The 19,445-nt window shown below is 63.1% G+C and carries 14 protein-coding genes; 8 read left to right on the top strand and 6 right to left on the bottom strand.

The features are described from left to right. Positions 1-11 precede the first annotated feature (11 nt). Positions 12-1,034, bottom strand: a complete 1,023-nt coding sequence (gene bmt / locus LB524_RS00585; protein WP_015317437.1) for a betaine--homocysteine S-methyltransferase — start codon at positions 1,032-1,034, stop codon at positions 12-14. 139 nt (positions 1,035-1,173) lie between these two features. Next, positions 1,174-2,031: a helix-turn-helix domain-containing protein gene (locus LB524_RS00580; RefSeq protein ID WP_140661059.1), complete on the bottom strand. Its 858-nt coding sequence runs from the start codon at positions 2,029-2,031 to the stop codon at positions 1,174-1,176. A 228-nt stretch (positions 2,032-2,259) separates the two neighbouring features. Between LB524_RS00580 and LB524_RS00575 the strand changes: the two genes are divergently transcribed. Beyond that, positions 2,260-3,270, top strand: a complete 1,011-nt coding sequence (locus tag LB524_RS00575; protein WP_181166283.1) for a fatty acid desaturase — start codon at positions 2,260-2,262, stop codon at positions 3,268-3,270. Between the two features lie 94 nt (positions 3,271-3,364). Continuing rightward, entirely contained in the window at positions 3,365-4,192 is an 828-nt protein-coding gene (locus LB524_RS00570; RefSeq protein ID WP_224523137.1) for a phosphate/phosphite/phosphonate ABC transporter substrate-binding protein, read from the top strand. Here LB524_RS00570 and LB524_RS00565 read toward each other — a convergent pair. From LB524_RS00565 to LB524_RS00550, 4 genes are all read right to left on the bottom strand, one after another. Beyond that, a complete protein-coding gene (locus LB524_RS00565) occupies positions 4,157-5,512 on the bottom strand; it encodes a M24 family metallopeptidase (protein WP_224523135.1) in 1,356 nt (451 codons plus the stop codon). The genes LB524_RS00570 and LB524_RS00565 overlap by 36 nt on opposite strands. A gap of 7 nt (positions 5,513-5,519) precedes the next feature. After that, positions 5,520-8,090, bottom strand: coding sequence for an FAD-dependent oxidoreductase (locus tag LB524_RS00560; RefSeq protein WP_224523133.1), 2,571 nt, complete (start codon positions 8,088-8,090; stop codon positions 5,520-5,522). Beyond that, positions 8,087-8,572 (bottom strand): endonuclease domain-containing protein, encoded by a 486-nt coding sequence (locus LB524_RS00555; protein ID WP_140723883.1) that lies wholly within the window; start codon positions 8,570-8,572, stop codon positions 8,087-8,089. Before LB524_RS00555 ends, LB524_RS00560 begins: the two co-directional genes overlap by 4 nt. Before the next feature lie 167 nt (positions 8,573-8,739). After that, positions 8,740-10,317 carry a trimethylamine methyltransferase family protein gene (locus tag LB524_RS00550; RefSeq protein WP_224523122.1) on the bottom strand — a complete coding sequence of 526 codons (1,578 nt, stop codon included), beginning with the start codon at positions 10,315-10,317 and terminating at the stop codon, positions 8,740-8,742. Positions 10,318-10,577: 260 nt separating this feature from the next. Here LB524_RS00550 and LB524_RS00545 point away from each other — a divergent pair, with 260 nt between their 5' ends. From LB524_RS00545 to LB524_RS00520, 6 genes are all read left to right on the top strand, one after another. After that, entirely contained in the window at positions 10,578-12,485 is a 1,908-nt protein-coding gene (locus LB524_RS00545; protein WP_224523121.1) for a phospholipase D-like domain-containing protein, read from the top strand. 167 nt (positions 12,486-12,652) lie between these two features. After that, a complete protein-coding gene (locus LB524_RS00540; protein WP_224523462.1) occupies positions 12,653-13,828 on the top strand; it encodes an MFS transporter in 1,176 nt (391 codons plus the stop codon). 96 nt (positions 13,829-13,924) lie between these two features. Further along, a complete protein-coding gene (locus LB524_RS00535) occupies positions 13,925-15,085 on the top strand; it encodes an MFS transporter (RefSeq protein ID WP_224523120.1) in 1,161 nt (386 codons plus the stop codon). A gap of 98 nt (positions 15,086-15,183) precedes the next feature. Next, entirely contained in the window at positions 15,184-17,253 is a 2,070-nt protein-coding gene (locus LB524_RS00530) for a prolyl oligopeptidase family serine peptidase (protein WP_224523119.1), read from the top strand. Positions 17,254-17,497: 244 nt separating this feature from the next. Next, entirely contained in the window at positions 17,498-18,877 is a 1,380-nt protein-coding gene (locus LB524_RS00525; RefSeq protein WP_224523118.1) for an aspartate aminotransferase family protein, read from the top strand. A 134-nt stretch (positions 18,878-19,011) separates the two neighbouring features. Further along, positions 19,012-19,377, top strand: a complete 366-nt coding sequence (locus LB524_RS00520; protein WP_224523117.1) for a hypothetical protein — start codon at positions 19,012-19,014, stop codon at positions 19,375-19,377. Positions 19,378-19,445: the final 68 nt, after the last annotated feature.

The raw sequence follows: 19,445 nt of genomic DNA, 5'->3' as shown, positions 1-19,445 counted from the left end.
AAGAAATCGCCTCAGGCGCGGCTGCGCCGCCGCTCGCGGCGGGCTTCGCTGGTCTCGGCGGTGTTTGCCGTCGCCACCTTGTTGCGCATCGGGCCAATGCGCTCGACGATTTTTTCGACGGTCGGGCGATCCGCCCTGGTGTGGGCGTCGAGCGCCTTGCGCATCGCGGCCAGATGCTGGAACGAGGTGCCGCAGCAGCCACCGATGATCTTGGCTCCGCCATCCACGGCGAGCCGGACATAATCGGCCATCAGTTCCGGCGTACCGGAATAGTGGATCTCGGTGCCACGGAATTCGGGAATGCCGCAATTGCCCTTGACGATGACAGTCGCCTCCGGCTTGGCCTCGGTCATGTCGAGCAGCGAGGCCAGGATGTCGGAAGCGCCGACGCCGCAATTGGCGCCAACCCCGAGCGGCGCTTGCGACAGGCCGTCGGCGACGCCGTGGATGTCTTTCGGCAGCAGGCCCATCATGGTGCGGCCGGCGGTGTCGAACGAGCCGGTATAGGTGTAGGGCAGGCCGACGCGGATAGCGGCTTCGGCCGCCGCGCGGATCTCGTCGGGCGCCGACATCGTCTCGATCCAGGCGACTTCGGCGCCACCTTCCTTGAGACCTTCGATCTGCTCGGCAAAGGCGTCGACCGCTTCGTCATAGGTCATGGCACCAAGCGGCACCAGCAGTTCCCCTGTCGGACCGACCGAGCCGGCGACGATCACCTTGCGGCCGGCCTTGTCGGCGACAGCGCGGGCGATCTCGGCCGCGCGCTTGTTCAGCGCATGCACGCGGTCCTGCGCATGGTGCAGTTTCAGCCGGTGGCGGGTGCCGCCGAACGAGTTGGTCAGGATGATGTCGGCGCCGGCGTCGACGAAATTCTGGTGCAGGCTGGTGATGGTGTCGGGCGCGGTTTCGTTCAGCAGTTCCGGCGCCTCGCCGGCCTCCAGACCCATGGCGAACAAATTGGTGCCCGTGGCGCCATCGGCCAGCAGCACACCCTTTTCAGCCAGCAGCGCATCGATCGGATTGCTCGTCGTCATCGGATTGGCTTTCGTGTCCTGGAATTCGAACCGTGTCTTGGAATTCGAACATGTCTGGGAATTCGAACATGTCTGGGAATTCGAATAAGGATATAAAGAAGTCTTTATGTCCAGTCAATGAAAATGCGGTGCTGAGCGCTCAGGCAGAGCCTGATGCGAACGACATGCCGGCCAGGTTGCGCGCGAAGGCGGCCGCTTCGTGCGGATTGATGTCGGCGGCGCGGATCAGATTGTCGAAATGTTGGGTCAGGGCCTGGACCGGCTGGGTGGCGTTCAGCACCACATACATGTCGCCGACATAGATCGCCGCGCGATAGGGGCCGAATATGGTCAGCGGGATCGAATAGCGCATGCGGCCATCATAAAGGAACAGGCGGAAGGTCGGGTAGAGGTCGTCGAGCAGCGTCGCCATATGGGCAAGCTGCTGCTGGCGGTCGGCCGCCGGGAAACGGTCCCACACACCGAGGCCGCGGGCGAAGATCTCCAGCGTGTGGCGCGGCATGCAGACTTCCATGTCGGTTTCCGGCCGCCGGTTGTACTCGATGCGGTATTGCGTTTCGCTGGCCTGCGCCAGTCGGCTCCTGTTGGTGATGTTGGCTTCGTAGTCGACGAGCGCGTGGGTGCGCAGGAGATCGGGAATTCCAGCCGGCACATAGCGGATCTTGGTGCCCGCCGCTTCCGCGAACCATTTGGCGAGCAGCGTGCGGTCGAAACCGTCGGGCGCTTCCTCGATCTCCAGGCTCTCGCGGATTTCGCCGGTCACGCCCTCGTCCTGGCTAAGACCAAGCAGCCAGTCTAGCGACACTTTGAATTCGGCGGCGATGTTGAGCAAGGTTTCGGCGCGCGGCAGGCGGGTCGAGGCACCTGACATCAGTTGCGACAGCGCCGACCTGTCGATGCCGACTGCTGACGCGAAAGCCGATTGGTTGAGGTCGGAGCGTGTCAGGAGGAGCTTCAGACGCTCCCGGAAGATTGCCGACAGGTCGCGCTTGTCCATCATCTCACTCCTTGGATCGGGAGGAAAATTTTTCGCCGAAGCGGCCGAAGAAGCGCTTCAGGCGTAAACGAATCCCTAAGACTGTTTATAATGTATAACATATGCAGCCAAGAATGCGCAGACGCAACATTTTGTGCACTTTGTCGCGTTGAGTGGAATCATATCTCCTGACACAATGCTGTCAGGAATCGGTTGGGGTTCCGGCGACTGAGGACAGTGGTCGATAGCATGACTGGCAAGAGCATCCGTCGAAGCAGCAGATCGGCCATCGAATGGCCGACCGTGGTTCTCGCTTTCTTCTGCTACGGCACATGGTTGGCCGCCGGCTTCTTCCTCTGGCCGTCATATCCCATAGCTGCACTGATCGTCATGGCCGTCACGCTGGCTTTGCAATCCTCTATCATGCACGAGGTGCTGCATGGTCACCCGACCCGCAACGGCCTCGTCAATGAAGCTTTCGTCTTCCTGCCGATCGGCCTTGCCTGGCCGTTCCGCCGTTTCAAGACCATTCACCTGCGCCACCACGCGGACGAGCGGCTGACCGATCCGCTCGACGATCCCGAGAGCTATTACCAGGCGCTCTGGATGCACGAAGAAATGCCGCCGCTGATGAAATTCGTGCTGAAGGTCAACAATACCATGGCCGGTCGCCTCGTCCTGGGGCCATGGCTGTCCTGCATCGGCTTCTTCATCGATGACGCCAAGCACGTGATTGCCGGAGACAAGGCGATCCGCAAGGCCTGGCTGCTGCATGCGATAGGCCTTGCCGTGGTGCTGCCGGTCGTGCAGTTCGGCTTCGGCATGCCGGTTTGGCTCTATGTGCTGGTGCCGGTCTGGCTCGGCCAGTCGCTGATCTCGATCCGCACCTATGCCGAGCACCAGTGGTCGGAGCATCCGGAAGGCCGCACGGTGATTGTCGAGCGCTCACCGCTGTCGTTCCTGTTCCTCAACAACAATCTGCACTTCGTCCATCACAAGAGCCCGACCATCGCCTGGTACCGGCTGCCGAAGCTGTTTCGTGACCGGCGTGAGGAATGGCTGCGGATGAACAATGGCTATGCCTATCCGAACTATTTCGCGCTGCTCAGATCCTATGCCTTCAAGGCCAAGGAGCCGATCGTGCATCCGGTTCTGCGGCGCGCGCCCGAGCCGGGCAGGGCGTTCAAGCCGCGCGTCAGGGCGCGCAGCATCAGTGGGCTTGGCAGCGCGCCGGTTCCCGCCGAACCGCCCAAGGAATAGTATCCGCGTGTAGAGTGGATAACGTGTCGGCCAATTCTGATTGGGCGCCGCGTTTTTGCGATCCTTTGTCCCGGCATGGTGGTTTGATATCGGCATGAGCGAATTGATTGCGGCGTTGCCGATGTATGACTGGCCGGAGGCGCGCGACGAGGTCGACGCGCAATGGGCGTCGTTGCGCGATTCATTCCGGCGAAGGGGTATCGATGCGCCGCAATCCATCGTGCGCCGCAATGGCGACCTGCCGCCGGTGCCGGGCGGCATTCGGGACGGTGAAGGTAAACTCGTCGCGCCCGATCCGGCGACGCTGCCGCCGGACGAACTCGATTTCCACAAGCTCTGGATGCATCCGGCGCTGCTGTTCGCGCAGACCTGCTGGGGGCCGATGGAACTCGGTCTGTCCCGGCATGTGCAGGTGGTCGGTCAGCCAAGCTATGACGCCTATGAAGGCGGGCAGGGCGAACTTTATTCGAGCGCGCTGGTGATGCGGTCGGGCGAGGGGCCGGAGGTTCGGTCGCCCACTGATGGCAAGGCCTTGCTGCCGCTCGATCTCATCCGGGGCAGGCGCTTCACCTTCAACAGCCTCGATTCCATGTCGGGCATCATCGCGCTGACACGCGACCTGAAAGCGGCCGGCGAAAACCTGGACATATTTTCATCGCACAGCGAAAGCGGCGGCCATCGCGACTCGATCGTGGCGGTCGCCGAAGGCAAAGCGGATGTCGCCGCGATCGATTGCGAAAGCTGGGCGCTGGCACGGCGTTTCGAGCCGGCGGCGCGCAAGATCGTGATCGTCGGCTGGACGGCGCGACGCAAAGGCTTGCCCTACATCACCGCCAGGACGACGCCGGAAAAGACCGTGCGCGCGATGCGCGAAGCGCTTGCCGGGCTAGCCGAGCAGCCTCGAATCCAACGGGTAGGTTGAAAGGTTTTCGTTGCCGGTGTCGGTGATCAGGATCTGTTCCTCGATCTTGACACCCTCACGCCCGCCAAGCCGGCCGATATAGCTCTCCACACACAGCACCATGCCCGGTTCCAGCACGCCGTCGGGTGTGTCGGATGTCCAGTCGCTGGCATGCGGCAAGGTCGGATATTCGTCGGCCAGTCCGACGCCGTGGTAGAGTACGCCGTAACGGGTTGGGAAGCAGTCTCCAGGCGGTACAGCCGAGCGTTCGACCAGTTCGTGAAACGAGACGCCGGGCTGCATCAAAGCGGTGTTGTACTCGATCTGGTCGGCGGCGATGCGGAACAGGTCGCGCTGTTCGTTGGTCGGCTTTGTATCGCCACAGAGCCAGGTGCGCGAGAGATCGGCGCAGAAGCCGTAAGGGCCGATCAGATCGGTATCGAAGGCGACGAGATCGCCCGCCTCTATGATCCGCGACGAGCATTCCTGGAACCACGGATTGGTGCGCGGTCCCGACGTCAGCAGCCGCGTCTCGATCCATTCGCCGCCGCGCGCGATGTTGCCGCGATGGAGTTGCGCCCACAATTCGTTTTCGGAGATACCGGGCTTGAGCGCCTGTTCCATCTCGCCCATCGCCGCCTCGCAAGCGACGATGGCGCGGCGCATGGCAAGGATTTCATCCGGCGACTTGATCAGCCGCGCGTTTTCCATCACCGCCTCGCCATTGCCGATGGAAATGCCGAGGCGGTGGAGTTCTTCAACGCCTTCCGGGTTGATGTGATCGACGGCGATGCGGTTGTTGCCGCCACCATGCTCCCTGACCAAATCGGCGATACTGGCGGCCCAGCGGCGGACTTTCTGCTCGGTCAGCTCGCCGCCATAAAGATACATCCACGAAACGGCCGGCCGAACTTCGTCGACGATGCCGGAATGATCGGACAGGTGCTCGCAGGAAAAGTAGTCGAACAGCACCACCGGACCCTTGGTGGCGACGAAGCAATGCCGCGTCGGATTGTGCGCGACCCAGAGCTGCATGTTGGTCGAGTCGGTCGCATAGCGGATGTTGACAGGATCATAGAGCAAGGCGCCGGCATAGCCGCGGCGCTTCAGCTCGGCGCGGATGCGCTCGAGCCGGTATTTTCGCATTGCCGGCAGGTCGGGCGCGGTAATACCCGCCGCCGCCCATTCCGCTTCGGCTTGCGCGCCATAGCCCAGCACATGCTGGTTGAGCGAAGCCGCCTTCTCGCGGGAGGCGTCGCGCAGCGCCTCGATCGAGCCTGATACAAACGGCATGATCTTGCGGTGTCGGCCGAAGCTTCCCTTTGGCGCCCCGCTGTCCATCCCGTCCTCAGGTCCGCATCTTCTCGCCGCTTGGGTCGAAGGGTGCCTCGACATTGATGCGGGCCGGACGCCGAGACCCAAGAATCTCGATTTCGAACAGCCCCGCGCTTTCATCCTCGGCAAGGGCGGCCGGCACATAGCCTTGCGCCATCGACTTTTGCACGTAGTGCGCATAGCCGCCCGACGTCACCCAGCCGACCACGCGCCAGTCGCCGTCGACGATGCCGCGCACGGCCGACGCACCTTCGGCGGCCTTCGAGCCACGTATTTCCTTGCCTGACGTGTCGAAGCGCGGCGCGCCGTAGCCATGCGGCTTTTCAACCGTGCCGTAATCCTTGTCGACCTTGGCCCAGATCGGCTCGTCGCCCATCACGTCGGCATCGGCGGCGTCGACGATGAAGGAGACGCGACGCAGCTTCGGCCCTTGCGCCTGTTCCTTGGCAGCGGCTTCACGGCCGATGAAGTCGTTCTTCTCGAGCTTGATGAAGCGGTCCATGGAGCCTTCGAACGGCCCGTAGATCGGCCTCAACTCGCGGAACCAGGTCGGGAAATTTTTTTCCAGGCGCATCGACAGCAAGGCGCGCATGCCGAAATCGACGATTCCGAATTCCTCGCCGGCGTCCTTGATCGCCTTGTAGACTAGGCGCTCATAGGCTGGCGCCATCCAGATCTCGTAGCCGAGGTCACCGGTATAGGTGATGCGGTTGACCATACAGGGCGCGCCGCCGACCGCCATCTCGCGGAAATCCATGAAGCGGAAAGCCTTGGTCGAGATGTCGACATCGACCAGCTTCTGCAGGAGGTCGCGCGATTTCGGGCCGGCGATCGACAGGCCGACCAGTGTCTGGTCGAAACGGTGGATGCGCACCGAACCATCCTTGGGCAGGTGCTTTTCGAACCAGCGCATGTGGTATTTCTGCGCTGCCGAAGAGCCCCAGATCATGAAGCGGTCTTCACCGGCCTTGGCTATGGTGAAGTCGCCGATCAGCTTGCCGAACTCGTTGATCATCGGTGTCAGCACGATGCGGCCGGTCTTCGGCATGCGGTTGGTCATCAGCCGGTTGAGGAACTCTTCCGCGCCCGGCCCCGACACTTCGTATTTGGCGAAGTTGGCGATCTCGGTGACGCCGACGCGCTCGCGCGTGGCGCGCACTTCCTCACCGATCGGTCCAAAGTCGTTGGAGCGGTGGAAGGAGACGACGTCTTTCGGCTCGCTGCCCTTAGGCGCGAACCAGAGCGGGGTTTCGAGACCCCAAGAGTCTCCCATCACGGCATTGTTGGCGAGCATGGTGTCGTAGAGCGGCGTCGTCTGCGCCGGGCGGGCAGCCGGCAGTTCCTCGTTGGGGAAGCGGATCGAGAAGCGGCGCGAATAGTTTTCGCGCACCTTGGCGTTGGTGTAGCGCAGCCCAGCCCATTCGCCGAAGCGGGCGACATCCATGCCCCAGACGTCGAAGCCCGGATCGCCATGCACCATCCAGTTGGACAACGCCAGGCCGACGCCGCCGCCCTGGCTGAAGCCGGCCATGACGGCGCAGGCGCACCAGAAATTGGTCAGGCCCTGCACCGGGCCGACCAGCGGATTGCCGTCGAGCGCGAAGGTGAAGGGGCCGTTGATGATCTGCTTGATGCCGGCCTTTTCGATGCCGGGGAAATGCTTGAAGCCGATTTCCAGCGACGGCGCGATGCGGTCGAGATCGGGCGGCAGCAGTTCATGGCCGAAGTCCCACGGCGTGTTGACCGGCGACCACGGCTTGCAGGCCTTTTCATAGGTGCCGAGCAGGATGCCGTTGCGCTCCTGGCGGGTGTAGATCTCGCCCTTGAAGTCGAGCACACCGATCATTTCGCGGCCGGTCGACTTGTTGAACTCCTCGACCTCCGGCATCGGCTCGGTCAAGAGATACATGTGCTCCATGGCCAGCACCGGCAGCTCGACGCCGACCATGCGGCCGATCTCGCGCGCCCACAGGCCGCCGCAGTTGACGACATGTTCGGCGTGAACCGTGCCTTGTTCGGTGACGACGTTCCAGGTGCCGTCCGGCTGCTGTGTCAGGTCGACGACGCGGTTGCGCAGCACGATTTCGGCGCCGAGTTTTTTGGCCGCCTTGGAATAGGCAATGGTGGTGCCGGAGGGGTCGAGATGGCCTTCGACCGGATCCCACATGGCGCCGACGAAATTGGTCTCGTCCATCAGCGGGAACATCGCCTTGGCCTCGGACGGCGTGATCAGTTCGGTGTCCATGCCGAGATAGCGGCCCTTGGCGTGGGCAAGGCGCAGGAAGTCCATGCGCTCGGGCGTATCGGCCAACATCACGCCGCCGGTCAGGTGCAGCGAGCAGGACTGGCCCGAAATCTCCTCGATCTCCTTATAAAGCTGGACCGTATAGGCCTGCAGCTTGGCGACGTTCGGATCGCCGTTCAGCGTATGGAAGCCGCCGGCCGCATGCCAGGACGAGCCGGAGGTGAGCTCCGAGCGCTCGATCAGCATGATGTCGGTCCAGCCGGCCTTGGCCAGGTGGTAGAGCACCGAGCAGCCGACGACACCGCCGCCAATAACAACCGCTTTTGCATGGGATTTCATGAGGATACGTCCGTTTTTGAAGAGATTGAATCGGAGGAATGGGACACGAAGACAAAGCGGAGGTCGGATACAGCGATGTTTTCGATCAGCTTGCCGTCAAGCGCGGCAAGGATGGTTTCACAGACGGAAGTGCGATGTTTCACGACGTCATGGCTCCAAAGGCGCAGGATCGAATAGCCCTGAGCGCGCATGAAGTCGTCGCGGCGGCGGTCATAGGGACTGTCCGCATGCTGGTGTCCGTCGACTTCGACAACAAGCCATTTTTCGCGGCAGGCGAAGTCAGCGTAGTAGGGTTCGATAGAGAACTGTCGCGTGAACTTGTAGCCGCCAAGCTTGCGGGCTTTTAGTTCGAGCCAAAGCAGTGCTTCCGCTTGATTGTCGCCTTGCCTGAGTTTTCTGGCTCTCTGGGTTGTGCCTGTTTTTCGGCGACTGCGCGTTTGAGGAGCGCCTTCCCCCACTCCGTCGCTGCTTCGCAGCGCCACCTCTCCCCCCTCCGGAGGGAGAGGAAGGGAGCCAACTGGGCTAGGCTCGCGCTTTTCCTCTCCCACGTCGATCGGGGGAGAGGTGTCGAGCGAAGCTCGACGGAGTGGGGGTCGACTATTCATCGAATCCATACGAATGATCGGCTCATCAAAACGAACACTGCCGCTCAAAAATCGGTCGGCGCGCCGCCTTCGGCTGTGCGCTTCGCAACAAAGGCGTTGAGCTCCTCGCGGATGGCGGGATCCATGTAGGGCTCGTCATAGGAGGCCAGCCGCTCCTTCCACACCTTGTTGGCCTTTTCCATTGCCGTTGGCGAGCCGGCTTCCGCCCAGGTCTCGAAATTGCGCCAGTCCGAAAGGATGGGCGAATAAAACGCGGTCTTGTAGCGGTCCTGCGTGTGCTGGGTGCCGAAGAAGTGGCCGCCGGGGCCGACCGACTGGATGGCGTCGAAGCCGAGCGCTTCATCGGAAAGGTCAAGCGGGGTCAGGAATTCGGCCACCATCTGCAACAGGTCGATATCCAGAATGGTCTTCTCGTAGGAGCAGCGCAGGCCGCCTTCCAGCCAGCCGGCCGCATGCATCATCAGGTTGCCGCCGCCCTGCACCGCGCCCCACAGAGAGAACACGCTTTCATAGGCTGCCTGCGCATCGACGGTGTTGGCGGCGCAGGTGTTGGAGGTGCGGTAGGGGATGTTGTAGCGGCGGGCGAGCTGGCCCCCGACGAGCTGTGCCTTCATGTATTCGGGCGTGCCGAAGGCCGGCGAACCGGATTTCATGTCGACGTTAGAGGTGAAGCCGCCATAGCCGACCGGCGCGCCCTTCCTGACCATCTGGGCGAAGGCAATGCCGGACAGCGCCTCGGCATTCTGCTGCACCAGCGCGCCGGCGATGGTGACGGGCGCCATGGCGCCCGAGAGGGTGAAGGGCGTGACGATAACGACCTGGCCCTTGCTCGACATCTGGATGATGCCTTCCATCATCGGCACGTCGAGCTTGAGCGGCGAATTGGTATTGATGATGGTGAAGACGGACGGTTCCGCGAGCAATTGCTCATGGCTGATGCCGCGCGCGATGCGGGTGATCTCGATGCCGTCGACATTGCGCTCCTTGCCGAGCGAATAGATGTGGAACACCTTATCGGTCAGCGTGGCGAGGTCGCGGATGCATTCGAGATGGCGCACCGACGGGTGGATGTCGGTCGGCTCGACTGGATAGCCGCCCGTGCAATTCAGGATGTTGTGCATCTGCGCCAGCCGCAGGAAATTGCGATAATCCTGCTGGTTGCCGGGCCGGCGGCCACGATCGATGTCGGAGCAATTGGGCGCCGAGGCCATCATCGAGATGATCAGATTGTCACCGCCAAAGCGCACATTGTGCTCGGGGTTGCGGGCATGGATGGTGAATTCGGACGGGCAGTTCGACACCAGCTCCAGGATCATGTCGCTGTCGAAGTGCACGCGCTCCGAGCCCTCGCGTACGTCGGCGCCGTGAGCCTTCATGATGCTGCGGGCTTCGTCGTGCAGGACGTCTACGCCAATCTCGCGCAACACCCGCAAGGAGGCGAGGTGGATCGATTCCAGCTCGTCCTCGGACACCAGCTTGGTCGGCGTCAGCGGATTTTTCAGTTGGCGGAAAGCCGGCTGCTCGAACGCGGCCGAGCCACCGGCGCGCTTGCCGGCGCGACCGCCGCGGCGGGCACGGTCGGGCGCCAATGCCGGTTCTGAGGGTTGTAGGACGGCGGTCATGATGGTCCTCGTAGGATGCGATAACGGGCGGCATAATGGACCGGCGCCCCTCCGGCCATTGCGGAGGCGGCGACCACTAGAGCGAGGGAAGCGACATGCCGGAACGGCAGCCAGGTGGGCGCGACATCCGCCCTGGCCACGCCGGCGCGCCGGCAGGCGTCTGAGTGAGGCCGTCGGATGGTGCAGATTTAAAGAGGCGTTACAGTACCGTCTTTTACTTCTGACATACTTGCGCGTTGAACTGTTTTTGGAGGGACGCCATGCCTGACGTCGTCAAAGTGCGTGCCGCGACAAACAACGAAGTCGCGTTCCTTTCCTGGGATCTTGACGGGATGATCCCAGGCTGCCTCGGTTTCGAGATCGTGCGCCTCTATCCCGATACAGGCGAGGAGCGTTGCCTTGCGTCCTGGGTGCCCTTCAAGGGTCAGCGCAATCCCCGATGGATTCCTCAGGATACCGGTGTCTGGCCGGTGCAGAAGACATTCTGGCGCGATCTGACTGTCAGGCGCCGCCGCGACAGCATAGACGTCAGGCCGGACGGCGAAATGATCGCCTACCGCGTGCGTCCCGTTGGCGACATGAAGGCGGGCCTCGATCCCGTGCCGGTGCGCCCCGATCAGGTCGTCGACGGCAAACCCGCCTATACCGGACCGGCGCGGCCCCTTGGCTATCTTGGGCAGGGCGCGGTCAGTCCGCCAATCTTCCTGGGCCAAATGTTCGGCAAGGCACGCGTTGCCTTCACCAACGGCGTGCTTTCGACGCAATGGATGTCGCATGCGCTGGCGGAAGCCGGCATCAAGGTCGGCCAGCGCGACAAGATCAGGGCGGTGCTGCAAGACCCGACCAGCAAGATCCGCGCCTATCTGCATGGCGACGTGCCTGACGTGCTGACCAGCCTGTTGAAACGGGCCAAGGCCGAAGGCGGTACGGTCAGGCTTGCGCTCTATGAGCTCGGCGACGACGAATTGTGCGACGCCATCATCGCGGCCAGGGATGTAGTCGAAGTCATCCTCTCCAATTCGGGCAGGGATGACCAGACCAAGGCCTGGGATGCCGGCAACGCACCCTACAGGAAGCGTTTGCACGATGCGGGCGTCGTGGTGACGGACCGCCTGTTCAACAACAACCATATCGGCCACAACAAGTTCGCCGTCTACCGCGACATCCAGGGCAACCCGCAAGCGGTCATGACCGGCAGTACCAACTGGACGTCGACCGGCATATGCGGCCAGTCCAACAACGCTTTTGTCCGCGACGATCCGGCGATGGCGGAGGTGTTCGACGGCTATTGGGAACGCATGAAAGCCGATGGGTTTCCGCCACCGGCTTCGGAAAGTGCTGCCGGCCACGTCGCGCAGACGCAGGGCGTGCCGTTCCGCAAGGAGAACCACATGCCAAACCCGCTCAACGGCGCCTCGGCGGTGTTGGACGGCATGACGGTGTGGTTTTCGCCCAACGACCCGAACCGCAACAAGAAGGACATTTCGGTACGTCCGGTCGACCTCCAGGACGTCTTTGCCCGCATCAAAGCGGCGAAGCGGGCCGTACTGTTCCTGGTGTTCAACCCTTCGCTGCTCGGCGAAAATTCGATCGTAGACCAAGCGGTTGCGGCGGCGAAAGCCGATCCGAACCTCATCGTGCAGGGCGCGATCAGCGACGAAACGGCCATGCCCAACTATGTCGCTCCCACCAAGGATCCGGTCACCCACAAGTCGAACAAGGACGGCAAGTCGCCCTTTGTTTATCCGGAGAAGGTCTGGGAGGCCCCGAATGTCTCCATTGTACGGGCGGCGAACCTGACCGGGGCCACGATCGCGACGGATTTCCAGGCCGAAGTGCTCACCGTCGGCCACGCGATCGTGCACGACAAGATTGTTATCATCGATCCGATGGAGGACAACGCCACCGTCATTACCGGCAGCCATAACCTCGGTTACAAGGCGTCCTACGAAAACGACGAGAATCTGGTCATCGTGGAAGGCGACAAGACCTTTGCCGCGGCCTATGCCGTGCACATGCTCGACGTCTTCGACCACTATAAGTTCCGGGCCTGGCGCAGGACGATCGGCAAGGGCCCTTCCGATGCTGACGGGATTGCCATCGACGACAAGTGGCTGAAGCCCTATGCGGACGGCAAGAAAGGCGCAATCGCCCGCTACTTCCCGTAGCCATCGCGTTCTGTATCCAAAGTTCGTTCATCCGGGCCGATGGCGTCGGCCGGTCGGTCGATTTTCTTGGTGCAAGTGGATCTCCGGTCCGGCTCTTCCTTTCCTCTGGTCGAAGCAGTAGCTAGTCGTGCTTGCTGGCCGATGGCAGCACTGACATGGATGACGGCATGGTCGCGACCGGCTCAAGCGAAGGCGAAGCGGGAACGCAATGGGCGGCGCTCGCGGGCGTCACCGCCGCATTAGCCATGTTCGGAGCGGCGCAAGGGTTGAGCTCGCCGCTGTTCACGCTCCTGATGCAGAAGCAAGGCCTGTCGCCCGCCCTGATCGGCTTGTCGGCGGCGATGATGCCGGTTGGCCTGATTCTGTCTGCCTCTTTCGTGCCGGCTGCCGTGCGGCTGGTCGGCGCGCGAAATCTGGCGGTTGGCTGCTCGCTGATCGGGGCGCTGTGCTTCCTGGGCATCGGTTACCTCCAGAACTGGGTGGCCTGGTACGTCATCCGCTTCACGATCGGCATCGTCATTAACCCGCTCTATGTGCTGGGCGAAGTCTGGGCTCTCTCGCTGGCGCCGCCGTCTCGACGCGGGCGAGTGATGGGCGTGTTCAACACACTGATGGGCGCCGGCTATGCCGCAGGTCCGTTTACGCTCACTCTGGTCGGTATCGAGGGCTGGGCTCCCTTCAGCGTCGGCATCGTCGGTTTCCTGCTCTGTGCCGTCATTTTGCGCCTTGTCTCCTCGAAGCTCGCCGGTTTCGAGGATGACGGCCAGCCTGCCGGCAGCTTTGTCGGTTTTGCCCGGCTGGCGCCGGCGCTGCTGCTGGCGGTGCTGGTCTCGGCCGCCGTCCAGCAAAGCACCTATGCGCTGGTTCCCGTGTTTGGGGCGGGCTATGGCTTGCCGGAGGCGGTGCTCGCCGCGCTGGTGATGTCACTGTCGCTGGGCAACATCCTTCTGCAGATCCCGCTCGGCCTGCTCGCCGAACGCTTCGGTGGCCGGTCGATGATCCTGGCCTGCGCGGTGGCGACGACCGTTTGCGCTGTTCTGCTCCCGCTGCTGATCACCACACCGCTGATCTGGGGCGTGCTTCTGGTGATGGGCGCGGTGGGCTACGGTGTCTATACGATGGCGCTGGTCGAACTCGGCAGCCGCTTCACGGGTTCGCTGCTGGTCACCGGCAATGCGGCGTTCGCCTTGCTATGGGGCGTCGGCGGTATCGTCGGTCCGCCGGGCGCGGGCCTGCTGATGCAGGCGATCGGGCCGGTGGGATTGCCACTCGTGATCATTGGCCTCGACGCTTTGCTGGTCGCCTTCGCGCTCTATAGATCGGCCAGCCGCGGAGGCTCCTGACAGGGTTTGGCTGGAGCCGGGCATCCGTTCGGGCGGCGGGGCTTACCGCCGCCGGCCCGAACCGATAAGTCTGCAACCGCGACAGCGTTATGGATCATGGACCTGGTGGACACGAGAAGCGACGAGACGGTGCAATGGGCGGCGATCACCGGTGTGATCGCGACCGTGTCCGTTTTCGCCATCGCGCAGGGACTGTCCTATCCGCTGCTGAGCTTCATCCTCCAGCGCCAGGGTGTCTCGCCCGCGATGATCGGCCTGTCGGCGGCGATGACGCCGATCGGGTTCATCGTTTCGTCCCCGCTCATCCCGGCGCTGGCGCGTCGGTTCGGGGCAGGGCGCACGGCCCTCACTTGCGCGGCGCTTTCGGCTGTCGTGCTGGCGCTGATCGGCTGGACGCAGAACGTCTATCTCTGGTTTCCGCTGCGCTTGCTGATCGGCGTCGTGACCAACCCGCTCTATGTGCTCAGCGAAATCTGGGTGATCGCGCTGGCGCCGCCGGCCCGGCGCGGCCGCATCATGGGCCTCTATTCGACGATCATTTCCGCCGGCTTCGCGACCGGTCCGCTTTGTCTGCTCGCCGTTGGCACAGAAGGCTGGCCGCCGTTCCTTGTCGGCATTGGCGCCTTCGTGCTCTGCGGCATCTGCCTGGCGTTGGTTCTGCCACGGCTGCCCAGAGTAGACGAGGCCGGGCATCAGGTTTCGGTGATGGGTTTCATGCCGCTCGCATGGCTGCTTCTGTCGGCGGTGGTCGTAGCCGCGGGCTTCGAGCAGGCGGTGCTGGCGCTGCTGCCCGTCTACGGCACGCATCATGGCATCGCGGAGGCTCGCATGTCGGCGCTGCTGTCGGTCATGATCGCCGGCAACATCGCCATGCAGGTTCCGCTTGGCCTGCTGGCCGAGCGGCTGACGGCCCGTCTCGTGCGCTTCATCTGCGTCCTGCTGACGCTGTTTGGCTGCGTGCTTTTGCCAATGCTGATCGAAACGCCGCTGATCTGGCCTTGCGTCTTCGTCTGGGGAGCTGTGTCCTACGGCATCTACACGATGTCCATCATCGAACTTGGCGAGCGCTTCACCGGTTCGGCGCTGGTTGCCGGCAATGCGGCATTCTCCCTGATGTGGGGTGTCGGCGGCATTGTCGTCCCGCCGCTAGCGGGCGGCATAATGAATGTGACCGGTGCGAGCGGCCTGCCGCTGACGCTCGGCGCGATCTGCGCCGCGCTTGCGTTGGCGACGATTATCCGTCGGCGGGTGCGGTGAAGCAACGCCGCAAGGGCCGCGAAAGGCCGTATCGCACCTTGAATGTCAGCGCCGCCAACGCAATGTAGGCGAAGCCGTTCAAAATCCCGGAGACCTGCATGACCGCTTCGACAACCAGAGCCCAGCCCTTTCAGAAGACCGGCGATCCGTTCCTCTGGCTGGAGGACAGGACAAGCAAGGAATCGCTCGACTGGGTGCATCGCCAGAACGAGGTCACGGTGGCGGAATTGCAGGGCGATCCATCCTATCAGGCGTCGTTCCAGACGGCGCTCGACCTGATGACGGCCGAGGACAATATCGCGGTTGGCGCGGCGATCGCCGGTCATGTCTACAATTTCTGGCAGGACAAGACCAATGCGCTCGGCCTGTGGCGCCGCACGACAGTCGCTTCCTACAAGACCGACAAGCCCGACTGGGAGACAATCATCGACTTCGACCAGCTGGCTGCGAGGGAGGGGATAAAATGGGTGTTCGGCGGCGCCGTCAGGCTCTACCCCGATTTCAACCGCTGCCTGGTCTCGATGTCGCCCGATGGCGGTGACGCCAGCGCGATGCGCGAGTTCGACATCGCGGCCAAGTCCTTCGTGGAAGGCGGTTTTCAGGCGCCGGCGTCGAAATCGGGCTTCGGCTGGCTGGACGAGGATACGGTCATCATCTCGGCCGCTTTCGAAGAGGCCGACAAGACAGAATCCGGCTATCCGCGCGTGGTCAAGCTCTGGAAGCGCGGCACCAGGCTGGAAGAGGCGACCCCGATCTTCGAGGCAGAGATCGAGGATCTTGCCGTTGGCGCCGGTGTCGAGTTCGACGGCGAGAAGCGTCACCTGTTTCTGGCGCGGACACTCAACTTCTTCGCATCGCACAGTTTCCTGCGCCTGCCTTCGGGCGAGAACCGCCGCATCCCGCTGCCCGACGACGTCACCGACACCTCGCTCTTTAGGGATCAACTGGTGTTCGGGGTGCGCACGCCATGGACGGCGCCGGACGGCACCGCATGCCAGCCGGACGGGCTTTACTCCTTCGACTTCGCGCATTGGATCGAAACCGGCGGTTTTGGCGCCATCGAAACCTTGTTGGCGCCGGCGCATCGGGTTTCCATTGCCGGGCTCGCAAGAACGCAGGACCGCCTGTTCATCAGCTTGATGGACAATGTGCGCGGCAAGGTTCTCGTCTGCGAGCGCGAGCGCGGCGCCTGGTCGCTGAAACCCATCGCGCTGCCTGAAAACGGCACTGTCGGCATCAGCCATGCCGAGCATTTCGGCTCCACCGTCTCCTTTTCCTTCACCGATTTCCTGACGCCAAGCTCGATCATCTGGTCCGATGACAATGGCGAGACGCTGGCGACCGTGAAATCGCAGCCGGCCCGCTTCGATGCCTCGCCGCTGATCTCGGAGCAGTTCGAGGCGCGCTCGAAGGACGGCACGATGATCCCTTATTTCGTCGTCAGGCGGCGCGACCAGAACGGTCCGGTGCCGACGCTACTCTACGGCTATGGCGGTTTCGAAGTGCCGCTGTTGCCCGGCTATGCCGGCGTGCGCGGCAAGCTATGGCTGGAGAAAGGCAATGCCTATGTGCAGGCCTGCATTCGCGGCGGCGGCGAGTTCGGACCGGCCTGGCACCAGGCGGCGCTGAAAGGCAAACGCCAGAACGGGTTTGATGATTTCGCGGCAGTGGCGCAGGACGTCGTCAGGCGCGGTATCGCCACGGCTCAATCGCTTGGCATCCAGGGCGGCTCCAATGGCGGCCTGCTGACCGGCGCTTCCCTGACGCAGCATCCCGAGCTTTTCGGCGCCGTCATCATCGAGGTGCCACTGCTCGACATGCTGCGCTACACCGAATTGCCGCCGGGCGCTTCGTGGATGGCCGAATATGGCGATCCGTCGAAGCCGGAAGACGCCAAGTGGCTTTCCGCCTATTCGCCCTATCAACATGTCAAGGCCGATGCCGGCTATCCGCCGGTGCTCTTGACGACCTCGACCGCCGACGACCGGGTTCACCCCGGCCATGCGCGCAAGATGGCGGCCCGCCTGCAGGAGGCAGGACACGGCAGGACGCTGTTCTTCGAGGAGACCGAGGGCGGACATGGCGGGCGCGGCGACCGCCGACCGCAGGCGGCGCAGACGGCGATGAAGTATGTCTTCCTGCAGCGGGCACTGGGCGGAAAAGCCTGACCTCATTCCATGGCACCCCTGAGCAAAGGGTGGTTCACCTCGACCGCCCTTTGCTCTAAGGTACCTTCATGGCTCTCGCTAGACTATCAGCTCGCGCATTCCGGGTCGCGGTGACACCGTCGTCACGCACGCTCCGCGCCGAGCTTTTGCGGCTGTGCGCCCGCATCGGCTATTCGCCGCCTGCCGTCCTCTGACGAATTCGCCCCGGCACCGCCGGAATGATTTCAGAGGAAAGACCAAATCAATGACCTACCAGAATTATTCGCTGAAGCAGCTTCAGCAGATCGACGCCGCGCATCACCTGCATCCCTTCACCGATCATAAGGAGCTGCGTGAGGCAGGCGCGCGCGTCATCACCCGCGCCAATGGCCCGTTCATCTACGATTCCGAAGGGACGGAACTGCTGGACGGCATGGCCGGCCTGTGGTGCGTCAATATCGGCTACGGCCGCGACGAGCTGGCCGAGGCCGCCTATGCACAGATGAAGGAACTGCCTTACTACAATTCCTTCTTCAAATGCTCCACGCCGACGCCGGTGCTGTTGTCGAAGAAGCTGGCCGAGATCGCACCACGCAACGTGAACCAGGTGTTTTACGGCTCGTCCGGTTCGGAGGCCAACGACACCGCCTTGCGCCTAGTGCGCCATTACTGGGTGCTTGAGGGCAAGCCGGAGAAGAACCGCGTCATCTCGCGCAAGATGGCCTATCACGGCTCGACCATTGCCGGCACTTCGCTCGGTGGCATGGATGCCATGCACAAGCAGCTCAACGGTGCGGTGCCCAACATCGTCCATGTGATGATGCCCTATGCCTACGAGCTGGCTCTGCCGGGCGAAAGCGACCACGATTTCGGCCTGCGCGCGGCAAAGTCCGTCGAGGACGCCATCCTCGAGGCCGGTGCCGACAAGGTCGCGGCCTTCATCGGCGAGCCGGTGATGGGCGCGGGCGGCGTCAAGATACCGCCGGCGAGCTACTGGCCCGAAGTGCAGCGCATCTGCCGCAAATACGATGTGCTTTTGATGCTGGACGAGGTCATTACCGGCTATGGCCGCACAGGTGAGTGGTTCGCGGCGCAGACCTTCGGCATCGAAGCGGACACCATCACCACGGCCAAGGCGCTGACCTCGGGCTATCAGCCTCTTTCGGCGCTGCTGGTTGGCGACCGCATTGCCTCGACGCTGGTCGAGAAGGGCGGCGAGTTCAACCATGGCTACACCTATTCGGGGCACCCAGTTGCTTGCGCCGTGGCCTTGAAGAACCTGGAGATCATCGAGAGGGAAGGGCTGGTCGACCGTGTCAGGAACGACACCGGACCTTATTTCGCTAGCGCATTGCAGGAACGTATTGCCGGGCATGATCTGGTGGGCGAGGTGCGCTCGATCGGCCTGATGGGCGCTATCGAGATCGTCAAGGACAAGGGGACGAAGGAGCGCTTCCTGCCGTCGGGAAGTGCCGCGGTGACGGTGCGCGACCACGCGATCGCCAACGGCATGATGCTGCGCGCCACCGGCGATACGATGATCCTGTCGCCGCCGCTGATCTGGACCCGCGATACGATCGACATGGCTTGCGAGCGCATCGGCAAGGCGCTCGACCTGGCACAGGCGGACCTGCGCAAGCGATAGGAGCAAACCTCGATTGGGCGTTTTTGCGAAGAAACGCCCAATCCCGGAAATATGCGCTATGAGCGGGAACGAATTTCGCCTTCGGCGCGTAATGTAAGGGGCGGCCGATCCGGCCGCGACAGGGGATTGCCCACATGAGAAAGACCGGCAAAAGCCGACGCGTGCAAGAGGCGGCCAGCCTTGGCGCGGACCTGATGCTGGCGCCGCTGGTGGTGATGATGCGGCTGCCGCTGATGGCCATGGAGGCGCGAAGCGGCGAGCCCTGGAGCGCGGAGACGGCAATGGCTGTCAGCGAGAAGACCGTCGCCATGGCCGAGGGCGCGCTTGCGGCGCAAATGTCTTTCCTGCAATCGGCGTCACGTTTCTGGCCGGAGGTTCTCTCGGGTCGAATGCCGTCGCTGTTCAACGGCGTCGCGGCCGAACGGTCGATCAGCGCAGCGCTGAAGCCGGCCGGCCGCGCGGTGAGGGCAAATTTTCGCCGCCTTTCCACAAAGGGTTGAGGCGGAAGCCCCGGAACTTTTTTGCGCATCGTCGAAGTCTTGCGCTAGAACCAATCGGCATACACGCC

The sequence above is a fragment of the Mesorhizobium sp. ESP6-5 genome, assembly GCF_020164695.1.
Taxonomy (GTDB): domain Bacteria; phylum Pseudomonadota; class Alphaproteobacteria; order Rhizobiales; family Rhizobiaceae; genus Mesorhizobium; species Mesorhizobium australicum.
This window is presented reverse-complemented; position numbering and strand designations above follow the sequence as displayed.